This is a genomic window from Zobellia russellii, from assembly GCF_044597075.1.
Taxonomy (GTDB): Bacteria; Bacteroidota; Bacteroidia; order Flavobacteriales; family Flavobacteriaceae; genus Zobellia; species Zobellia russellii.
Genome location: NZ_CP139000.1, coordinates 7501 through 24672 on the forward strand (window position 1 = coordinate 7501; position 17172 = coordinate 24672).

Below are 17172 nucleotides of genomic sequence, written 5' to 3' on the forward strand. Positions count from 1 at the left end.
GTTACGAGATAGATAAAAGTGGAATCCCTACTTTTTTGAGGAAAATGGAATCCAAAGTAATCATGGATAAAATGGTTCCATCTACAAATGAACGAAAATTAAACCGAACTATATTAACTAGCGGTGAAGGTGAAATTTGGCATAAAGTTGCATCAGGAGAAGCTATAGAGAAGCTCCCGGATGGTTCATATATCGTTAACGACGAAAGTTATTTTGTGAATTTTTCAGACGACAGTCTTGTTCCTACAATTAGTGAAGCGAATGGGATTGATGAACTATTGGTGAAAATTCCAACAGGAGAGCAAAAGGTTGAGTATAGTATCATTTGGTAAAAAACAGAGCATGCAGACTTTATATAAAACAATATTTTTTTTAGTACTATTTGGTAGTTGTCAATTTGGAGTGGCTCAATCGGCCATGGCCAAAAAAGAAGCTCAATTCTATGACATTGTTGATGTGCCCATTCCGGATGATGTTATTTTGGAGGTTGGTGGTTTAGCTCTTACAGACGATGATAAATTGGGTGTTTCAACCAGAAGGGGGGAAGTTTGGGTTATAGATAACCCGTATAGTAAATCGCCTTCCTATACAAAATTTGCGAGCGGGATGCATGAAGCTTTAGGTCTAAATTATAAAGACAAAAGTTTTTATCTCGCACAAAGAGGTGAGCTTACCAAGCTAACGGATAAGGACAATAATGACGTTGCAGACGTGTACAAGACCATTTATTCCTGGCCGCTTTCGGGTAATTATCACGATTATTCGTACGGTCCAAAATTTACGGAGAATGGTGATATGTTGGTCACGCTGAATTTATCTTGGATAGGTCATGGAGCTAGTTTGGTAAAATGGCGAGGATGGATGTTGAGAATAACACCGGAAGGACAAATGACTCCGATCGCAACTGGTTTGCGTTCCCCATCAGGATTTGTTATTAATGGTGCTGGAGATGTTTTTTACTCGGAAAACCAAGGAGACTGGGTAGGCTCAGGAAGAATAACCCACTTAGAGAAAGGAACCTTTGCTGGTAATCCTGAAGGGTTGGTTTGGACAGGTGACCCTCAATCCCCATTAAAACTTAAAAAAGAGGATATTGAGGAACAATCTGGATTAAGTCTATATGAGTATTCAAAAAAAGTTCCGGAATTAAGAGCGCCTGCTATTTGGCTGCCACATACTATATTGGGTATTTCTACTTCGGATATGATTTATGATACCACTGAGGGCAAGTTTGGCCCATTTGAAGGACAAATGTTCGTGGGTGATCAGGGACATAGCAAAATTATGAGGGTTTACATGGAGAAGATAAATGGAGTTTACCAAGGTGCCGTTTTCCCCTTTGTAGAGGGATTCTCATCCGGGATTTTAAGAATGTTATGGGGAAGCGATAACAGTATGTTCGTAGGGATGACAAGTAGAGGTTGGTCATCTACAGGAAGAAAAATGTTCGGTTTACAGAGATTGAAATGGAATGGAAAGATTCCTTTTGAGATTAAAACCATGAAGGCCGAAGATGATGGTTTTCTTTTGGAGTTCACGAAGCCTGTAAATAAAAAAATGGCCACGGATATTTCTAGTTACCAAATTACAACCTTTAATTATTTGTACCATAATACTTATGGTAGTCCTATTGTTGACCAACAAAAGGCCAAGGTAACAAGCGTCAAAGTTTCGGAAGACGGCCTTTCCGCTCGTTTAACGGTTAGTGGTATGAAATTGGGTTTTATTCACCAGTTAAAAATTCCTGATCTAAAAGCAACTACGGGAGAAAAACTTTTACATGATACGGGCTACTATACGCTAAATGAGGTTCCTGGTGGTACCTTAAAATCTGTTCCAATTGAAACTGAATCCGGTAAAGGTGGTTTGGCGCAGCCTAAAAGAGTAAACGAGATGCCGTTAACTTGGGTTAATGGACCGGACAAGAAAATCGTAATCAGTACTAAGCCAGGTCTTAAATATGATATAACCGAGTTAAAACTCAAAAGAAAATCCAAGGTAGAAATTACGTTTAATAATAATGATGATATGCTTCACAATCTCGTGATTACGGATAGAGGAGAAAGTTCGGTAAACGAAGTAGGCGATTTGGCGCTGCACTTGGGGCTTGATGGGGCGGACTTAAATTATGTACCCGATTCCGATTTGGTATTGGTTCATACCGGTATCGTTCAACCAGAATCAGAAGAGACTATCTATTTTGATACTCCCCAATTTGCCGGTGAATATTGGATTGTTTGTACTTTTCCCGGACACTCGGCTTCAATGCGTATTAAACTAATCGTTGAATAATCGATTTCAAGTTTTTACAGGACTTTCATGTAATGGCAGTAAAAGATTTCTTTTGAAAAAACATGAGGAAATAGTGCTTCATTCTAAAGTGGAGCACTATTTTGTTACAAATAGAGGCTCATGTATTTCTGTTTGTTGAATTACTTAAAACCTTCTGTAATCTTGACCTTTAACATACATCTCACTTTATAAAAAGATTTTCTTTATTATTTTAAACGATGCCGGTTATCACTGGTTTCTCATGTATTTGATCACTGTTTAGTGTATCTTTAAACGATATTAGTATAGCATAAAGATTTTGTGTAGAATGAAGTTATTTACATCCCCTATTTTTCTTGGTACCCTCCTTATTTTTTTGACTAATTGTACAACTTCTTATGATGAACCACGTATCTCTTTAGAGGGTTATGAGGTGGAATCCGGTTTTGAGTTGGATGTTGTAGCTTCAGAACCCTATTTAAAAGCTCCTGTAGCTATTGATTTTGATAATCAAGGTAGAATTTGGGTGGTACAAATGCCGGGTTATATGAACGATATGCAGGGCAGTGATGAGACCAAACCGATAGGAAGTATTGATATATTGGAAGATTTGGATAATGACGGAATTGTAGATCATACCAAAACTTTCCTAGATAGTCTGGTAATGCCTAGGGCTCTGGCCCATGTATATGGGGGACTGTTATACTCAGAACCTCCTTTTCTTTATTTTACAGAGATAAATGATGACAAGCCGGTTAATAGGGTAGTGGTAGATTCAATTTATGCCGTAGAGGGTAATCCGGAACATCAACCAAATGGTTTAATGATGAATGTGGATAACTGGATTTATAATGCAAAATCCAATTTCCGATACAGACGTGAAAATGGGGTGTGGAAAAAAGAAGCCACCACTTTTAGAGGGCAGTGGGGAATAAGTCACGATAATTTTGGAAGACTATATTTTAACGATAATTCAAGACAGTTGTTAGGGGACCATGTATTGCCCAATGTACTGGTGAAAAATAAATACTTTACACCGGAATTTGGAGTGAATAGAATGTTGACGAAGGACCAACGTGTCTATCCTAAACACGCAACTACAGTGAACAGAGGTTATGCAAAAGGAGTTTTAAATCAGGATAGTATACTGGTAAAGGCTACTGCAGCCTGTGCTCCTTTGGTGTATAGGGGGGGTGAGTTTTCGGCGGAGTATGATGAGAACGTTTTTGTCTGTATCCCCGAAGGTAATCTCATTAAGAGAAATATTTTAACCTTTACAGGAGACTCAACTATTGCGAAACAGGCTTACGAAAACAAAGAGTTTCTAACTTCAACGGACGAAGGGTTCAGACCGGTAAACTTAAACAATGGCCCTGATGGAAGCATGTATATAACGGATATGCATAGGGGTATGATAGGCCATCATGCATATTTGAGTCCTTATCTAAAGAAAAAAGTTGCAGTCAATAAACTGGATACCTTAATTAACTTTGGACGTATACTTAGAGTTAAGAAAATGGGGCAACCAAAGAAGACTTTACAAAACTTTGATGACTTGAAGTCTATGCAACTTGTTGCATTGTTGAAAGACAGCAACGGTTGGGTTAGGGACCGTGCCCAGCAAGTACTTGTTTACAGGCAGGATAAGAATGTAGTAGGAGAGTTGGAGGGGCTTGTTCTAGGTGAACAAAATTCAGTTTCTCAAATACACGCGCTCTATACCCTTGAAGGTCTTAGCGCACTATCTTATGACCTTCTAAAAGAGGTTGCCCTAAAAGGTTCTCCGGAACTTGGAGCACATGCACTTGTACTTATTGAGCCCTTTCTAAAAGAAGCTGGCGCGAAGAAGAATATGGAGTTGGTCAAAGAACTTATAGCAAGAAATAACGTAACGATAAATCTTTATCTCAGCAGTATAATGGGTAGTTTGGTTTCGTTGGATAAAGAACAGTTTTTGCCAATTATGGAAGAATTGAGCAGTTTATATTCAAAGAAACCCATTTTTACCGAGGCTTTGGTGAGTGGGGTAAAAGGCGATGAACAAATATTAAAAGAAGCAATAGCACCTACAAATAAAATGCTTGCTGAAGCCTTAGCTACAAGTGATGAAAAGCGAAAAGAAGATAAGGTCAACCCTATTTTCGCTAGAAAATCCTTGGTAGAGGACACAAGAACAAGTGGAGCTAAAATGTTCTATGAGATTTGTGCATCTTGCCATGGAGTAAACGGGCAAGGTATTGAAGGGCTTGCACCACCGTTAATGGGCTCTGAGCATGTAGCAAACACAGAAAGACTTGGTCTTATTATTCTGCATGGGCTTGAAGGTCCTGTTACGGTTAAGGGAAAAAGGTATGATTTAAATCTAGCTATGCCAGGCCTTATTCGTAATGAAGATATTTCAAATAAAGATATTGCCGATATTATCTCCTATGTGACCAACGCATTTTCTGATGTGCCAAGTAGATTAAAACTGGAAACAATAGAAGAGTTACGCAACACAAAGCCTAAAAGCGGAGCGGAGTACACGGAACAAGAATTATTGGACTATTCTAAAAAATAATACTTTGCTTAGTTGATAGCTTCTGTTGTGGAGCCCTGTGGGGCTTCAAAAACAGATTCGTCAGTTATTTTATCCAAAAAGCGAATGTCGCTAAAAAGGCGTACATGGTTTGTGCTTTCTCCAAGTTCTCCGTCCTTCCACGCAAAATTTTCCATTTTTGTTGGCATCATTAAACCTTGCACCTCTATATAGTCTGAATATACTTTTGCCGAATTTATTGATGCGTTCTGTTTATCAAAGAAGGAAACTGAATAGGTAAGTATCTCCAACCGAAAAGTCTCAGGGTTTAAGAAGAGGTAATATACGTCCTCCGGGGTAAGCCCAACTTCTGAGCCAAAAGTGATTTTTAAAGTTTCGTAGGCTTTTCCGTTAATAACGGATTCTCCCTCTTCGGAAGCAATTACGCCCGGGTCTTTCAGTAAGAAAGGCACTCCAATAAAGTAAAAGTCTAAATTATAGTAAAACGCCGCAGATTTGCCCGGTACTTTAGAAGCATCGGGTTTGGCCCATGCCACTTTACCATCAAAGCCTACCTCGTAATCCTTAGATTTTAGGTAGGCTCTGCGGTCCTTAATATTAGTAAGTTGGTAAACAGTCTTGCCCTTTTCGGTTAGGTTGTACGAAAGTCCGGTAAATGACCTCCAAGCATCGATGCCGCCGTGTGCGTTGATACATTTGTCTAACAGGCTTATGTCTTCAATTGTTACGGATGTTTCGGAAACATCTGGAACTTTACTTTTAGGTTTTTTTTCGGTCTCTTTGCATGAGATTAATAAACAAAAAAGCGCTACTGTAATGGTGGTATGAATTGTTTTCAATTTGCCGTTTTAAGCAAAATTAGTCCAACCTTATCTATTTTCCTATTGGGGAGTCGTCGCATTTTAAATCGCCCACTACATATTGCAGTCCGTCCAAGAAAAATTGTAATAACTCCGGATGGTCTAAACTTTGCGCATTGTGAGATGGCGAGCTATAAAAAACACGGCCTTTTCCATGTCTTTTTATCCACGAAACATAATTGACTTTTTCATCAACTTCTTTTCTCATTCCCTCCAATTTATCTATTTCAATATATAGCAGTGGTCTAAAGTTGTAATCAAAGTAAGCGTTATTAAAAAAATATGGTTCATCTACATGTGTAAGTCCGTTTCCGTTAAATGCTCGCACTAAAGGATGTTTTGGGTCTACTTCCTTAACGTGCATTTCTTGCTGTTTAGGATGGTAGTCAAAGCTTCCGCCTGTCATTTCACTAAACTTTTTGGAATTGTTCTGAACGGTAATAGCCCCGTGCAATATCATAAGACCACCGCCTTTGGCCACATAGTCTAACAAATTGGTCTCATATTGCTCGGCTAAAACTGCTATTTCATTATCGGGAAGGTTGGAGTTTTTTTGTAACAAATCCCAAAATAAATCCCTTTTAGGACCAGAAGGATTACAATTGTTAAATACGACAGCGTCATATTTTTTTAGGTTCTTTTTGTCAAAACTTTCAATGTCATACGCTATATGAACCTCGAATGCACCGGATTTTGTGCCAAGTATTTTTAACATTTCTGCATTATGGGGAATGGTCCAGTGATCAAATCCTGTTGCTTTTGAAAAAACTAAAATTTTCTTTTTGGAAACGTTTTTCACTGTAGGTTCGGACGGAGCCAGTTTTTCTATCTTGGCCAGCCATTCTTCGGTAATTTTAAAATCTTCAATTTGTTGGGAAAAAATTAGTCCCGTAACAAGTAAAAATAGTGCGGTAATACTCTTTTTCATGGGTGGTAGTTGTCTTTAAATTTTAGTAGATTCTCGTTTTATTAATTTGTGTTTGATAAGTATTTGATCCGCGGATTGAATGTTAATGGAGCCGCTTAAGTGGCTTATAATGCTCTCTCCTGCAAGAATTCCCATTTTGTATCCAGGATATTCTATGGTACTTAAGTTGGGTGATATTACTTCTGAGACAGGGTCATTGTTAAACCCAATAACCTTTATTTCTTCAGGAATGCTGTAGCCCTCTTTTTTTAATTCCTTTATGCAGTGCACGGCAAAGGTGTCGTTAGAAACGAAAATACCATCTACCTTGTGTTCGGAATTTTTTATTCTAGAAATAATGTCCTTTACGTTTTCTATGTTTAAATCGCTTTCGTACAGGTTTTCTTTTCTAAACGGAATGTTGTTTGAGTAAAGAGCTCTTTGGTAGCCATCAAACCTATTGACATATACGTTACGTTTAAGGTTACCACTTATATGAACAATATTCTTACAGCCCTGCTCAATTAAATGTTGTGTTGCGTCAAATCCTGCGGCATGGTTGTCTATGGAAATAGTAGGGCAGTTGGGTAAATCACATACCCTGTCAAAAAATAGGAGCGGAATTTTCCGATCTGTATAAGTAGTAAAGTGATCAAAATTTTCCGTTTCGTAAGCAAGGGATACTAGCAAGGCATCTACGCCACTGTCAAAAAGGGTCTTTGCATTGAGCTTCTCCTTTTCTTCGGACTCTAAAGATTGACTAATAATTAGATTGTAACCAATATCATTGGCTATTTTCTCAATACCGGATAAAACCGTAGACATGAAATTGGAGTTCAGTTTTGGTACGATTACCCCAATAGTATTGGATTTTTGTTTGCTAAGGTTGGCTGCGAATTTATTGGTCCTATAGCCGGTTTCTTTTGCAACCATTAATACCTTGTCCTTGGTTTTCTGGCTAATGGCCGGATGGTCGTTTAAACTTCTGCTGACCGTGGCCGGAGAGATATTTAGTTTCTGTGCCAGGTCGTATATCGTTACTTTTTTTGCCATTTTTGGTTAGTGCAATGTTACTGCAACAATATTACGCAACAAATTGAAATATACAAGGGTATTTCCGTAATAATTGTTTTAAAGAGGTTAAATTCGGGTAAATTCAAAGTTTTTGTGTGCAATTATAATGTAATTAACAAGTTTCGTGTAATTAATTTACGCAATCGGTTGCGTAATTCATAAATTTTTATAGTTTTGTTTTTTGTCAATTAGACCTAAATAATCAAACCCAATTTTAACTCACTCTTTATGAAACAATTATTAAGTGATTTTAAGCTCTTAAGACAATCGTTATGTCTCGTGGGGCTCGTATGGATTTTTTCGTTTTCGGCTTATGCTCAAGATGAATTTACTGTTACAGGAACTGTGACAGATGAATATGACGCTCCACTTCCCGGTGCTACTGTGGTAGAGAAGGGAACAACTAATGGCGTGTCTACAGATTTTGATGGAAACTATTCCATTTCCGTGGCTAATCAAAACTCAGTAATAGTAATTAGCTATATAGGTTATGCGGCTCAAGAAATTTCCGTGGCCGGAAATACTGAGGTAAATGTTTCGCTTGATCCCAGCGCTTCTTCATTGGATGAAGTCATTGTTGTAGGTTACGGAGCGGTCAAGAAAAAGGATTTAACAGGGTCGGTTGCTCAAGTTGATGCAGCTGAACTATCCAACCAATCCGTAAATTCGGTTACTGATGTTTTGCGCGGTAACGTAGCGGGACTTAATATAGGTTTTTCTGCATCACCAAAAGGAACGAGTCAGATTCAAATCAGGGGTAATAATAGTCTAACGGCAGGTACTAGCCCATTAATTGTTGTAGATGGTATACTTTATACAGGTGACCTTTCAGATATTAACCCGGCAGACATTGATAAATTAGATGTGTTAAAAGATGCTAGTTCAGCGGCTGTATATGGTGCGCGTGGAGCTGGTGGTGTCATCTTGGTAACTACTAAAAAAGGGTCTAGTGACAAACCTGTTATTACAATCAATTCCAGTGTTGGTTTTGCAAGTGAACAGAACCCGGTTAGGCCTTATAGCCCAGACGGTTATGCTAATTGGCGTGTGGATGTTTTTAAAAGTAGTAGAGGTCAGCTAGCCTCTGAAAACCCAGGTATATTTGATAATCCAAATAACCTGCCCGATGGTGTCTCAGTAGATGAGTGGCTGGCTTATACCGGTGCACAAGGAGACCCGACAACAGCATGGTTGACAAGGATAGGGTTTCAAGATGTTGAAGTGCAGAATTATCTAGCTGGCAAAAGTATTGATTGGTATGATAAAATAATGCAAACCGGCTTTAGAAATGAACAAAATGTAAGTATTTCCGGTCGCAACGGAGGATTGAATTATTACTGGTCTATTGGTCGGACATCCAATGAAGGCATTGTTGTTGGGGAAAAATTTGAAGCACTGCGATCGCGCTTAAATTTAGATGCCAAAGTAAATACTTGGCTAACCGTGGGAATGAACACCCAATTTGCGAAACGAAATGAAGGGTTTATTCCTGCTGATCAAAACCAGGTCTTTAGTTCCTCCCCTTGGGGTTCGGAATTTAATGATGAGGGTACTCTGTTAAGGATAAGCCCTCAAGATGATCCAGGAGCGGGTGCCTCATCAGCTTTTTTGCGACCAACTTATGATGATTTAGTTGATTTGGAACACACTTTCAATTCAAGGGTGTATGCTAAGGTGCAGTTGCCTTTGGGCTTTTCTTATGAACTTGGCTTTACGAATAGGTTGGATATTGAAGAATACTTTGTTCATGCATCTTCTTTAAACCCTAATAATGTCGTAGGACGCGCACAGAGGTGGAATAGAAAACAAAAGGAATATCAGTTGGATAATATTATACGCTGGGACAAAATAATAAATAAGCATACGTTTGGTCTAACGGCCCTATTTTATGCAGAAAAGTTTGAAACCTATACCACCATAGCTAACGCGAATACCTTTGAACCTAGTGATGCCTTAGGCTTTAGCAATTTACAAGCGGGTACAAATCAAACTGTGTTTACTGATGATGAAGAGACTACGGGAGATGCTATTATGACCAGGTTCAATTATAACTATGATTCTAGGTATAATTTGAGTTTAACTATGAGACGAGATGGGTATTCCGCATTTGGTCTTAACAATAAAAGAGCCTATTTTCCTTCTGTTGGAGGAGCTTGGACGGTATCTGAAGAGAATTTTTTTAAATCCGATTTTGTTACCTTTTTAAAACTGAGAGCATCCTATGGTGAGAATGGGAACAGAGGTTTTGGTAGTGCTAGAGGAATTAGTACTAGTCCTGATCCCGGAGGCTTTAGATCGTTCAATAATGAAAGAGGCTTGGGTGCATATGCGCAGTTGTCAGAGTTGTCCGGAGGTAATTATCTCAATGTAGATGGCGGCACCGTTGTTCCAGTTCCAACATTTAATAACAATACCATAGCAAATCCTGATTTGAGATGGGAAAGAACAAAGGCGGTCAATTTAGGACTTGACTTTAGCTTTGCGGGAGGTATTGTAGAGGGGTCTATTGATGCCTACCGAAATGTTACTACGGACTTAATCGTACGTAGGCAATTGCCAAGTGTAATAGGCTTTAACGAAGTTTTTACAAACTTAGGAGAAGTTCAGAATAAGGGTCTTGAATTTGTAGTTTCGACCCAAAACTACAACCGGGAGAACTTCAGCTGGAATACGAGTTTCAATTTTTCATTGAATAGAAATAAAATCAACGCCCTGTACGGAGACTTGGATGAAAACGGAAATGAACTTGATGATTTAACTACCCAAAGATTTATTGGTCAGGCAACGGATGTTATATGGGATTACGAGGTTTTGGGAGTTTGGCAAAACAATGAAGCGGCCCAAGCTGCGGAGCTTGGTTTTGAACCAGGTGATTTTAAATTAAGGGATGTTAATGGAGATGGCATTTTTACAGATGATGACAAGGTTTTTGTTGGCAACCGTTCACCTCAGTTTAATATGGGTATGTCCAACCGTTTTTCTTTTCTGAAAAATTTTGACTTTTCTTTTGAGTGGTATGCTAGACTCGGTCAAAAACGAGTATTCAATGAGGCAAAAAATAGAAACGGTTTTGTTGATAGGGTAAACTCACCACAAACTCCTTATTGGACACCGGATAATCCACTTGATGATTATGCCCGTTTGTTTTCAAATGACGGTCCGGGTTTTAATGTTTATAGAAGTAGTTCATTCGTTCGCTTAAGCAATATAACACTGGCCTATAGACTTCCGGAAACAATTTTGTCAAAATTATCAATGTCTAGTGCACGTATTTATGCAAATATTAGAAATGCGGCTGTTTGGGCTCCGGATTGGGATTTTTATGATCCAGAAGGTTCAAACGTAAATGGAGCATCAAGAGGTTCTAATGGTCTCTTCAGTGCCAATGGTCGAGAACCAACACCAAGATTCTTTACGGTAGGTATCGATTTAAGTCTATAACAATAAAAATCCAGCAGTAAGATGAAAAATATAAACACATATTATTTGAAAAACCTGATACGATTCTTTCTGGTCGCTCTATTTGTTCCCATTTCCTGTAGCAAGGATTTCTTGGATCAAGAACCAAAATCATTTTTCACACCTGAAAATGCTTTGAATACACCTGAAGGATTAAATGCGATTCTTTCACAAGCGCTTACCGGAATCCGTGGTGAATTTTATGGAGATGGTGCACCAATGATTACAGAGAATATTTTTTCTGAGGTTTCTATTGAGGGTACAACGGATAAGGCTGGCCCTGCTCAAGATTTAAATGCTCAGATTTTACCAGACGCCAATAACAATAGTAGTAATACTAATAAAATTAACTGGTATTGGGAGAGTTTTTACGAGGGAATCAAATTTGCAAATACGGTTATTGATAGGTTGGATGATGCAGAGTTTGAAAGTGCCGAACAGCGAGCGGATATTTTAGGTAGAGCCCTTTTTCATAGAGCATACCGTTATTATCGATTAACGCATCAATTTGGTGATATACCTTTGGTACTGGAAGAAATAAGTGGTCCAAAATTGGATTTTGTTTCAACTGAAAGAGATGTTGTTCTAAGAAAAATTCAAGAAGATTTGAATATGGCAGCTACCATGGTCAATGAAGTGGCACCTGGCGGAGAAGTTACAAGAGGAGCCGTCTTACACCTATTAACAAAAGTAAATCTTGCTCTGGGTGATTTTGATGCAGCCATAACTTCGGCATCTCAAGTTATAGATGGCGGTCAATATGCTCTAATGACAGAAAGGTTTGGTATTAATGCAAACGATGATACCAAAGATGTAACTTGGGATTTACATCGCGTTGAAAATAAAAGTATACCAGGTAACACTGAAGGAATTTTAGTGGCAATAGACCGTTTGGAGTTTCGTGAACAAGGAGCTACAGGTGGAGGTACTAGTATTCAGAGACAAGCGGTGCCTTTATGGTGGCGTTTTATCAATACCCCAGATGGTCAGAATGGAATGTCAGACTCTCCTGAAGCAGAAATTAATTTGGTTACAGATATAGGCAGAGGGATAGGTAGAAACAGAGGAACCAATTATAGCACTAAAGAAATTTGGAAAGATGCTAATGATGATCAAAGACATAAGCTTGGTAACTGGTACGATATGGAAGATTTGGTATATAACGCGCCAAGTTTAAAAGAAGCGGGAAATTCCTTTTATGGTAAAAACCTAGAGCTTTACCTTCCGGACGGCACGCCACTTTGTTCTGATACTATTAGAAATTGGTACGGATTCCCTCAATATAAATTTTTGGTTCCAGATCCAACCGCTACAAGACCAGCGGGCGGGCATGGAGACTGGTATGTCTATCGTATTGCAGAAACCTATTTGCTACGGGCCGAAGCTTACTTTTGGAACAATAATAATGCTTTAGCGGCGGCAGATATAAATGCGGTGAGACAAAGAGCAGAAGCTGACCCTATAACCGCAACAGACGTTAATATAGATATGATTCTAGATGAGCGTGCGAGAGAGCTGTACTATGAGGAAAGTAGAAAAACAGAACTTACAAGAATTGCATACATTTTTGCAAAAACAGGAAGAACTGCCTACAATGGAAAATCATATAATTTGGATAATTTTTCCCAAGATAACTTTTGGTATGATCGGATTATGGATGTTACGGATTTTTATAACGTTCCAGGTCTTAAGACTATTTTTGGCGTGTCTTTCACCATGAGCCCTTACCATGTTTTATGGCCTATACCAGCGTCCGCAATAAACGCCAATACCCAAGGGCGAATCAATCAAAATGAAGGATATCCGGGAGCTGAGCTTAACATTGCTCCTCTGACTAGTATTCCTGAATCAGATAATGATAATTAGAGTTGAGTTTGTTTTTGTTTAAATTCCGTCATCTAAATACTGTTTATGCATAAAATTGTTCTATTTATTCTTATTACGGCCGCTTGGTCATGTAATACTAAAAATTCAATCCGCTTTGCGGTAAAAAAAGGTGACGGAGTTTTTTTGGCCCAACCTGTACATTTTGATTTAAAAAATGCTGATGCCAATCAAATTGATTTTAACGAAGCTATGGTCCTTTTTCAGGAAACCGGAAAGGAAGATATTGAGGTTCCGTTTCAATTAGACGAAAATGAGAGTAGAATCTGGTTTGTTCCGGTCGTAGATAATGGTGAAGATGAGACTTTAAATTTTCGCTTGGAAAACGGGATGTCAGCATCAAAATCCGGCACGGGTGTTTCTAATCAAAAACAAAACGGGAATTTGCAGTTAAGGCTTCAGGACAAACCAGTTATTTCATATCGGTATGAGATCACGTATCCACCGGTAGGTGCAGATTCTATTTTTAGAAAATCGGGATATATTCACCCAATTATTACTCCAAAAGGAGATACGCTTACGCGTATTCAACCAGATGACCACTATCATCATTATGGTCTTTGGGGACCATGGACACATACGCAAGTAGATGGTGAGCGGGTAGATTTTTGGAACTTGGGCGAAGGTATGGGTACGGTTCTTTTTAAGGAATTTAAAAAAGAGGAGTCAGGTAATGTTTTTACTTCGTTTACCGCGGCCCAAGAACATATAGACCTGAAGACCAAAGAGGAGCCCCAAGTGGCCCTAAATGAAAATCTTAAGGTGCGTTTATGGGATTTGAACAGACCGGACCGCTATATGTTCGATTATAAAAGTGAGTTCAGTTCGCCTTTGGAAAATGGTATTTTGTTTGAAGCGTACCGCTACGGTGGAGGATTGGGACTTCGGTTTAACGAACGTTGGAAGGCTGATAATTGTTCGGTTTTGACTTCGGAAGGCAATGATCGTTTAACGGCAGACGGTACAAACGCCAGATGGTGTATTGTATCAGGGGAAGCGTCGGACGGAAAAGGGACCAACGGCATTTTGTTCATAAGTCACCCAAAGAACAGAAACCATCCGGAGCCCATGCGTATATGGCCTATAGATGCTAATGGAGGTAGGGGTGATATGTTTTTTGAGTTTTGTCCTATTCGTCATGAGGAATGGAAAATAGAACCGAACAAAAATTATGAATTAAATTACCGTATGGTTGTGTTTGATGGTACTTTAAATGCTGAGGAAGCAGAAGCGTACTGGCAATCGTTCGCAAGTGAAAATCAAATAGAATTAATCAATAAATAAAATACGTATTACCAACATGGAGAGAAGAAAATTTATAAACAGAACTGCTTTAAGTACTGCCGCTTTGGTGGGTTTTCCAAGTATTGTACCGGCCCATGTTTTGGGTAAAAATGCGCCTAGTAATAAAATAAACATAGGTCAAATCGGTTGCGGTCGTATCGCCAGAAGTCATGATATTCACGATACTATACGTTTTGATCAGGCCAATTATTTGGCCGTGTGCGATCTTGATTCTAAACGCGCTGCAGATGCCAAACTTCTAGTAGACGGGTTTTACCAGAAGAAAACGGGTAAGGCTAAATATGACCGAACTAAAGTGTACGAAGATTATCGCGAAATGCTTTTGAACAAGGATATTGATGCCGTAGTAATTAGTACGCCCGATCATTGGCATTCACAGCCTGCTATGGAAGCTGCTTTAGCAGGGAAGGACATCTATCTTCAAAAACCTACTTCCTTAACGGTAAGGGAGGGTCAGCAATTGCGCGAAGTTATTCAGAAAACGGGTGCTATTTTGCAAGTTGGAACACAACAACGTGCCATGCCACAATTCAGGGTTGCAGCAGAATTGGTGAGAAATGGACGTATTGGTAAAATCCATACGGTAAAAATTGGTTTGCCCGGTGATCCTGCCGGTCCTGAGGCTCCAGCAATGCCCGTACCTTCAAACTTGAATTTTGATATGTGGTTGGGCTCTACGCCAGAAGTTCCGTATACTGAAATAGGCGTACACCCCCAAGCTGATTATAGTAGACCGGGCTGGTTGCGTTCTCGTAATTATGGAGCGGGAATGATTACCGGTTGGGGTCAGCACCATTACGATTCAGCGGCATGGGGAATGAATACAGAGTTAAATGGACCGGTTTCTGTAGAAGCCCTAGCCGAGTTTCCAAAATCCGGATTGTGGAACGTTCATGGCGATTTCTTCGTTAAGCATGAGTATGACAATGGCATTACTGTATATACCAGTGGAGGGTATACCAACGGAATTCGTTATGAAGGTACAGACGGATGGATTTTCGTTTCCCGTGGTTCTTATCAAGCTTCGGCCACGGACCCTGTGGATAAGGAAAAGAGTAGTAGAGCATTAAATGCTTCGGACCCTAAAATTTTAGAATCGGTTATTGGGGAAAACGAAATTCACCTAGAAAAAATTGATGATCAACATGGGAACTGGTTAGATTGTATCAAAACTAGAAAAGCACCTATTTCACCTATTGAAAAAGGGCATAAGGCTTGTGCTATTTGTTTGATCAGTGATATTGCCATGCAGTTTGATAGAAAACTGGAATGGGACTATGACAAAGAAGTGTTTATTAACGATGATGAGGCCAACGCCATGTTACGCCGTGAGCAAAGAAAGCCTTACGGAACGGATACGGTAAAGTATTAAATTAAGAAAAGCCCGCTCAATGTGAGCGGGCTTTTTAAGCAACTTCCTAAACATTTATTATATAGATAGAAGAACCTTTTGCCGATATTTGGTAAAAGGCAAAGACTAACAACCTATACATGAAAAATAAGATTACATTTTTAGTTTTGCTGCTCTGCATTGCTTGTGGTGAGAAAAAAACAGATGATAAAATGGTCAAAGAGGAGTCTCCTGATAAAGTAAAAATGATGACGCTGGATCCAGGGCACTTTCATGCGGCATTGGTTCAAAAAAAAATGTATCCCCAAGTAGACTCCACTATTTATCTTTTTGCCCCGAAAGGTCCGGAAGTACAGGATTTTTTAAATAAAATAAACTCGTATAATTCTAGGAAAGAGGCCCCTACGGCTTGGAAGGTAGAAAAATATTTAGGCGATGATTATTTGGAAAAAATGATTACCGATAAACCCGGTAACGTTATGATCGTAGCGGGTAAGAACAGTAAAAAAATAGATTATGTTCTTGAGGCGGTAAAGGCTGGATTGAACGTCTATGCAGACAAGCCTTTGGTTATAAATCCGGAGGGGTTTAAAAAATTACAACTGGCTTTTGATATTGCGGAAAAGAACGGGGTATTGATTTATGACATCATGACCGAGCGTTTTGAGTCTACAACCTTAATGCAAAAAACCTTTTCAACGTTGCCCGATGTTTTTGGGGAATTAGTGAACGGTACGCCAGATGAACCTGCAATTAGCAAAGAGAGTGTACATCACTTTTTTAAATATGTTTCCGGTCAACCATTAGTGCGTCCGGCCTGGTTTTTTGATGTAAACGAAGAAGGCGAAGGCATAGTAGATGTAACCACCCACTTGGTAGATTTGGTGCAATGGGAGGCTTTTCCCAATCAAGTAATAGATACTAATAATATAGAAATGGTAAAGGCCAAACGTTGGCCTACTGTACTTACAACAGACGAATTTCAGAAGGTTACCGGTCTAGAGGGATATCCAGGTTATTTGGAAAAGGATATTAAAGACGATAAGCTACATGTTTTCTGTAATGGAGAAATGGTCTATAAAATAAATGGAAAGCACGCCAAGGTATCCGTAATATGGAATTATGAAGCGCCTGAAGGCACAGGCGATACTCATTATAGTATCATGCGAGGCACCAAAAGTAATCTTGTTATCAAACAAGGAAAAGAAGAGGGGTATAAACCTGTCCTGTACATTGTACCACATCAAAAAGACGGATTTGAAGAGGTGTTGAACAAAGCTATTTCTGATAATATAGCAAAGCAGTTTAAAGGTACCACAATGGGGAAAATGCAAGGTGGGAGCTATAAAATTAATATTCCCGACACCTTTAAAATTGGACATGAGGCTCATTTTGGCCAGGTAACCGAAAATTATTTGAAGTATTTGAAGGCCGGGAAACTGCCTGAATGGGAAGTGCCCTATATGATCAGTAAATACTACACGACTACCAAAGCCTATGAAATGGCCAAGAAAAACTAGAT

General features: G+C 39.1%; 11 protein-coding genes (1 of these 11 only partly in view). 8 read left to right on the forward strand and 3 right to left on the reverse strand.

The annotated features are described in order from the left end of the window. The 3 genes from SJY45_RS00030 to SJY45_RS00040 all read left to right on the forward strand — a co-directional run. On the forward strand, positions 1–332 hold the end of the coding sequence (locus tag SJY45_RS00030; protein ID WP_400072783.1) for a family 16 glycoside hydrolase. The gene continues 1555 nt to the left of window position 1, outside the view; the window shows 332 of its 1887 coding nt (coding positions 1556–1887); its start codon lies off the left edge, out of view; it ends in the stop codon at positions 330–332. 10 nt (positions 333–342) lie between these two features. Next, positions 343–2292, forward strand: coding sequence for a sulfocyanin-like copper-binding protein (locus tag SJY45_RS00035; RefSeq protein ID WP_400072785.1), 1950 nt, complete (start codon positions 343–345; stop codon positions 2290–2292). Between the two features lie 307 nt (positions 2293–2599). Continuing rightward, a complete protein-coding gene (locus SJY45_RS00040) occupies positions 2600–4831 on the forward strand; it encodes a c-type cytochrome (protein ID WP_400072787.1) in 2232 nt (743 codons plus the stop codon). An 8-nt stretch (positions 4832–4839) separates the two neighbouring features. Here SJY45_RS00040 and SJY45_RS00045 read toward each other — a convergent pair whose 3' ends face one another. From SJY45_RS00045 to SJY45_RS00055, 3 genes are read right to left on the reverse strand one after another with little or no spacing between them, the layout of a single operon-like run. Next, positions 4840–5649, reverse strand: coding sequence for a DUF6503 family protein (locus SJY45_RS00045; RefSeq protein ID WP_400072788.1), 810 nt, complete (start codon positions 5647–5649; stop codon positions 4840–4842). Positions 5650–5683: 34 nt separating this feature from the next. Then, a complete protein-coding gene (locus SJY45_RS00050; protein ID WP_400072790.1) occupies positions 5684–6598 on the reverse strand; it encodes a ThuA domain-containing protein in 915 nt (304 codons plus the stop codon). Positions 6599–6613: 15 nt separating this feature from the next. Then, positions 6614–7630: a LacI family DNA-binding transcriptional regulator gene (locus SJY45_RS00055; RefSeq protein WP_400072792.1), complete on the reverse strand. Its 1017-nt coding sequence runs from the start codon at positions 7628–7630 to the stop codon at positions 6614–6616. Between the two features lie 249 nt (positions 7631–7879). Between SJY45_RS00055 and SJY45_RS00060 the strand changes: the two genes are divergently transcribed. From SJY45_RS00060 to SJY45_RS00080, 5 genes are all read left to right on the forward strand, one after another. Next, positions 7880–11092, forward strand: a complete 3213-nt coding sequence (locus SJY45_RS00060; protein WP_400072794.1) for a SusC/RagA family TonB-linked outer membrane protein — start codon at positions 7880–7882, stop codon at positions 11090–11092. A 21-nt stretch (positions 11093–11113) separates the two neighbouring features. Next, the gene (locus tag SJY45_RS00065) at positions 11114–12976 is read left to right on the forward strand and encodes a RagB/SusD family nutrient uptake outer membrane protein (RefSeq protein WP_215914829.1); all 1863 of its coding nucleotides are present in this window, start codon (positions 11114–11116) and stop codon (positions 12974–12976) included. 45 nt (positions 12977–13021) lie between these two features. Further along, a complete protein-coding gene (locus tag SJY45_RS00070) occupies positions 13022–14278 on the forward strand; it encodes a PmoA family protein (RefSeq protein ID WP_400072797.1) in 1257 nt (418 codons plus the stop codon). A 16-nt stretch (positions 14279–14294) separates the two neighbouring features. Continuing rightward, complete coding sequence (locus tag SJY45_RS00075; protein WP_400072799.1) at positions 14295–15671, forward strand: Gfo/Idh/MocA family protein; 1377 nt, start codon at positions 14295–14297, stop codon at positions 15669–15671. 119 nt (positions 15672–15790) lie between these two features. Next, positions 15791–17170: a putative oxidoreductase C-terminal domain-containing protein gene (locus SJY45_RS00080; protein ID WP_400072800.1), complete on the forward strand. Its 1380-nt coding sequence runs from the start codon at positions 15791–15793 to the stop codon at positions 17168–17170. The last annotated feature ends 2 nt before the right edge of the window (positions 17171–17172 follow it).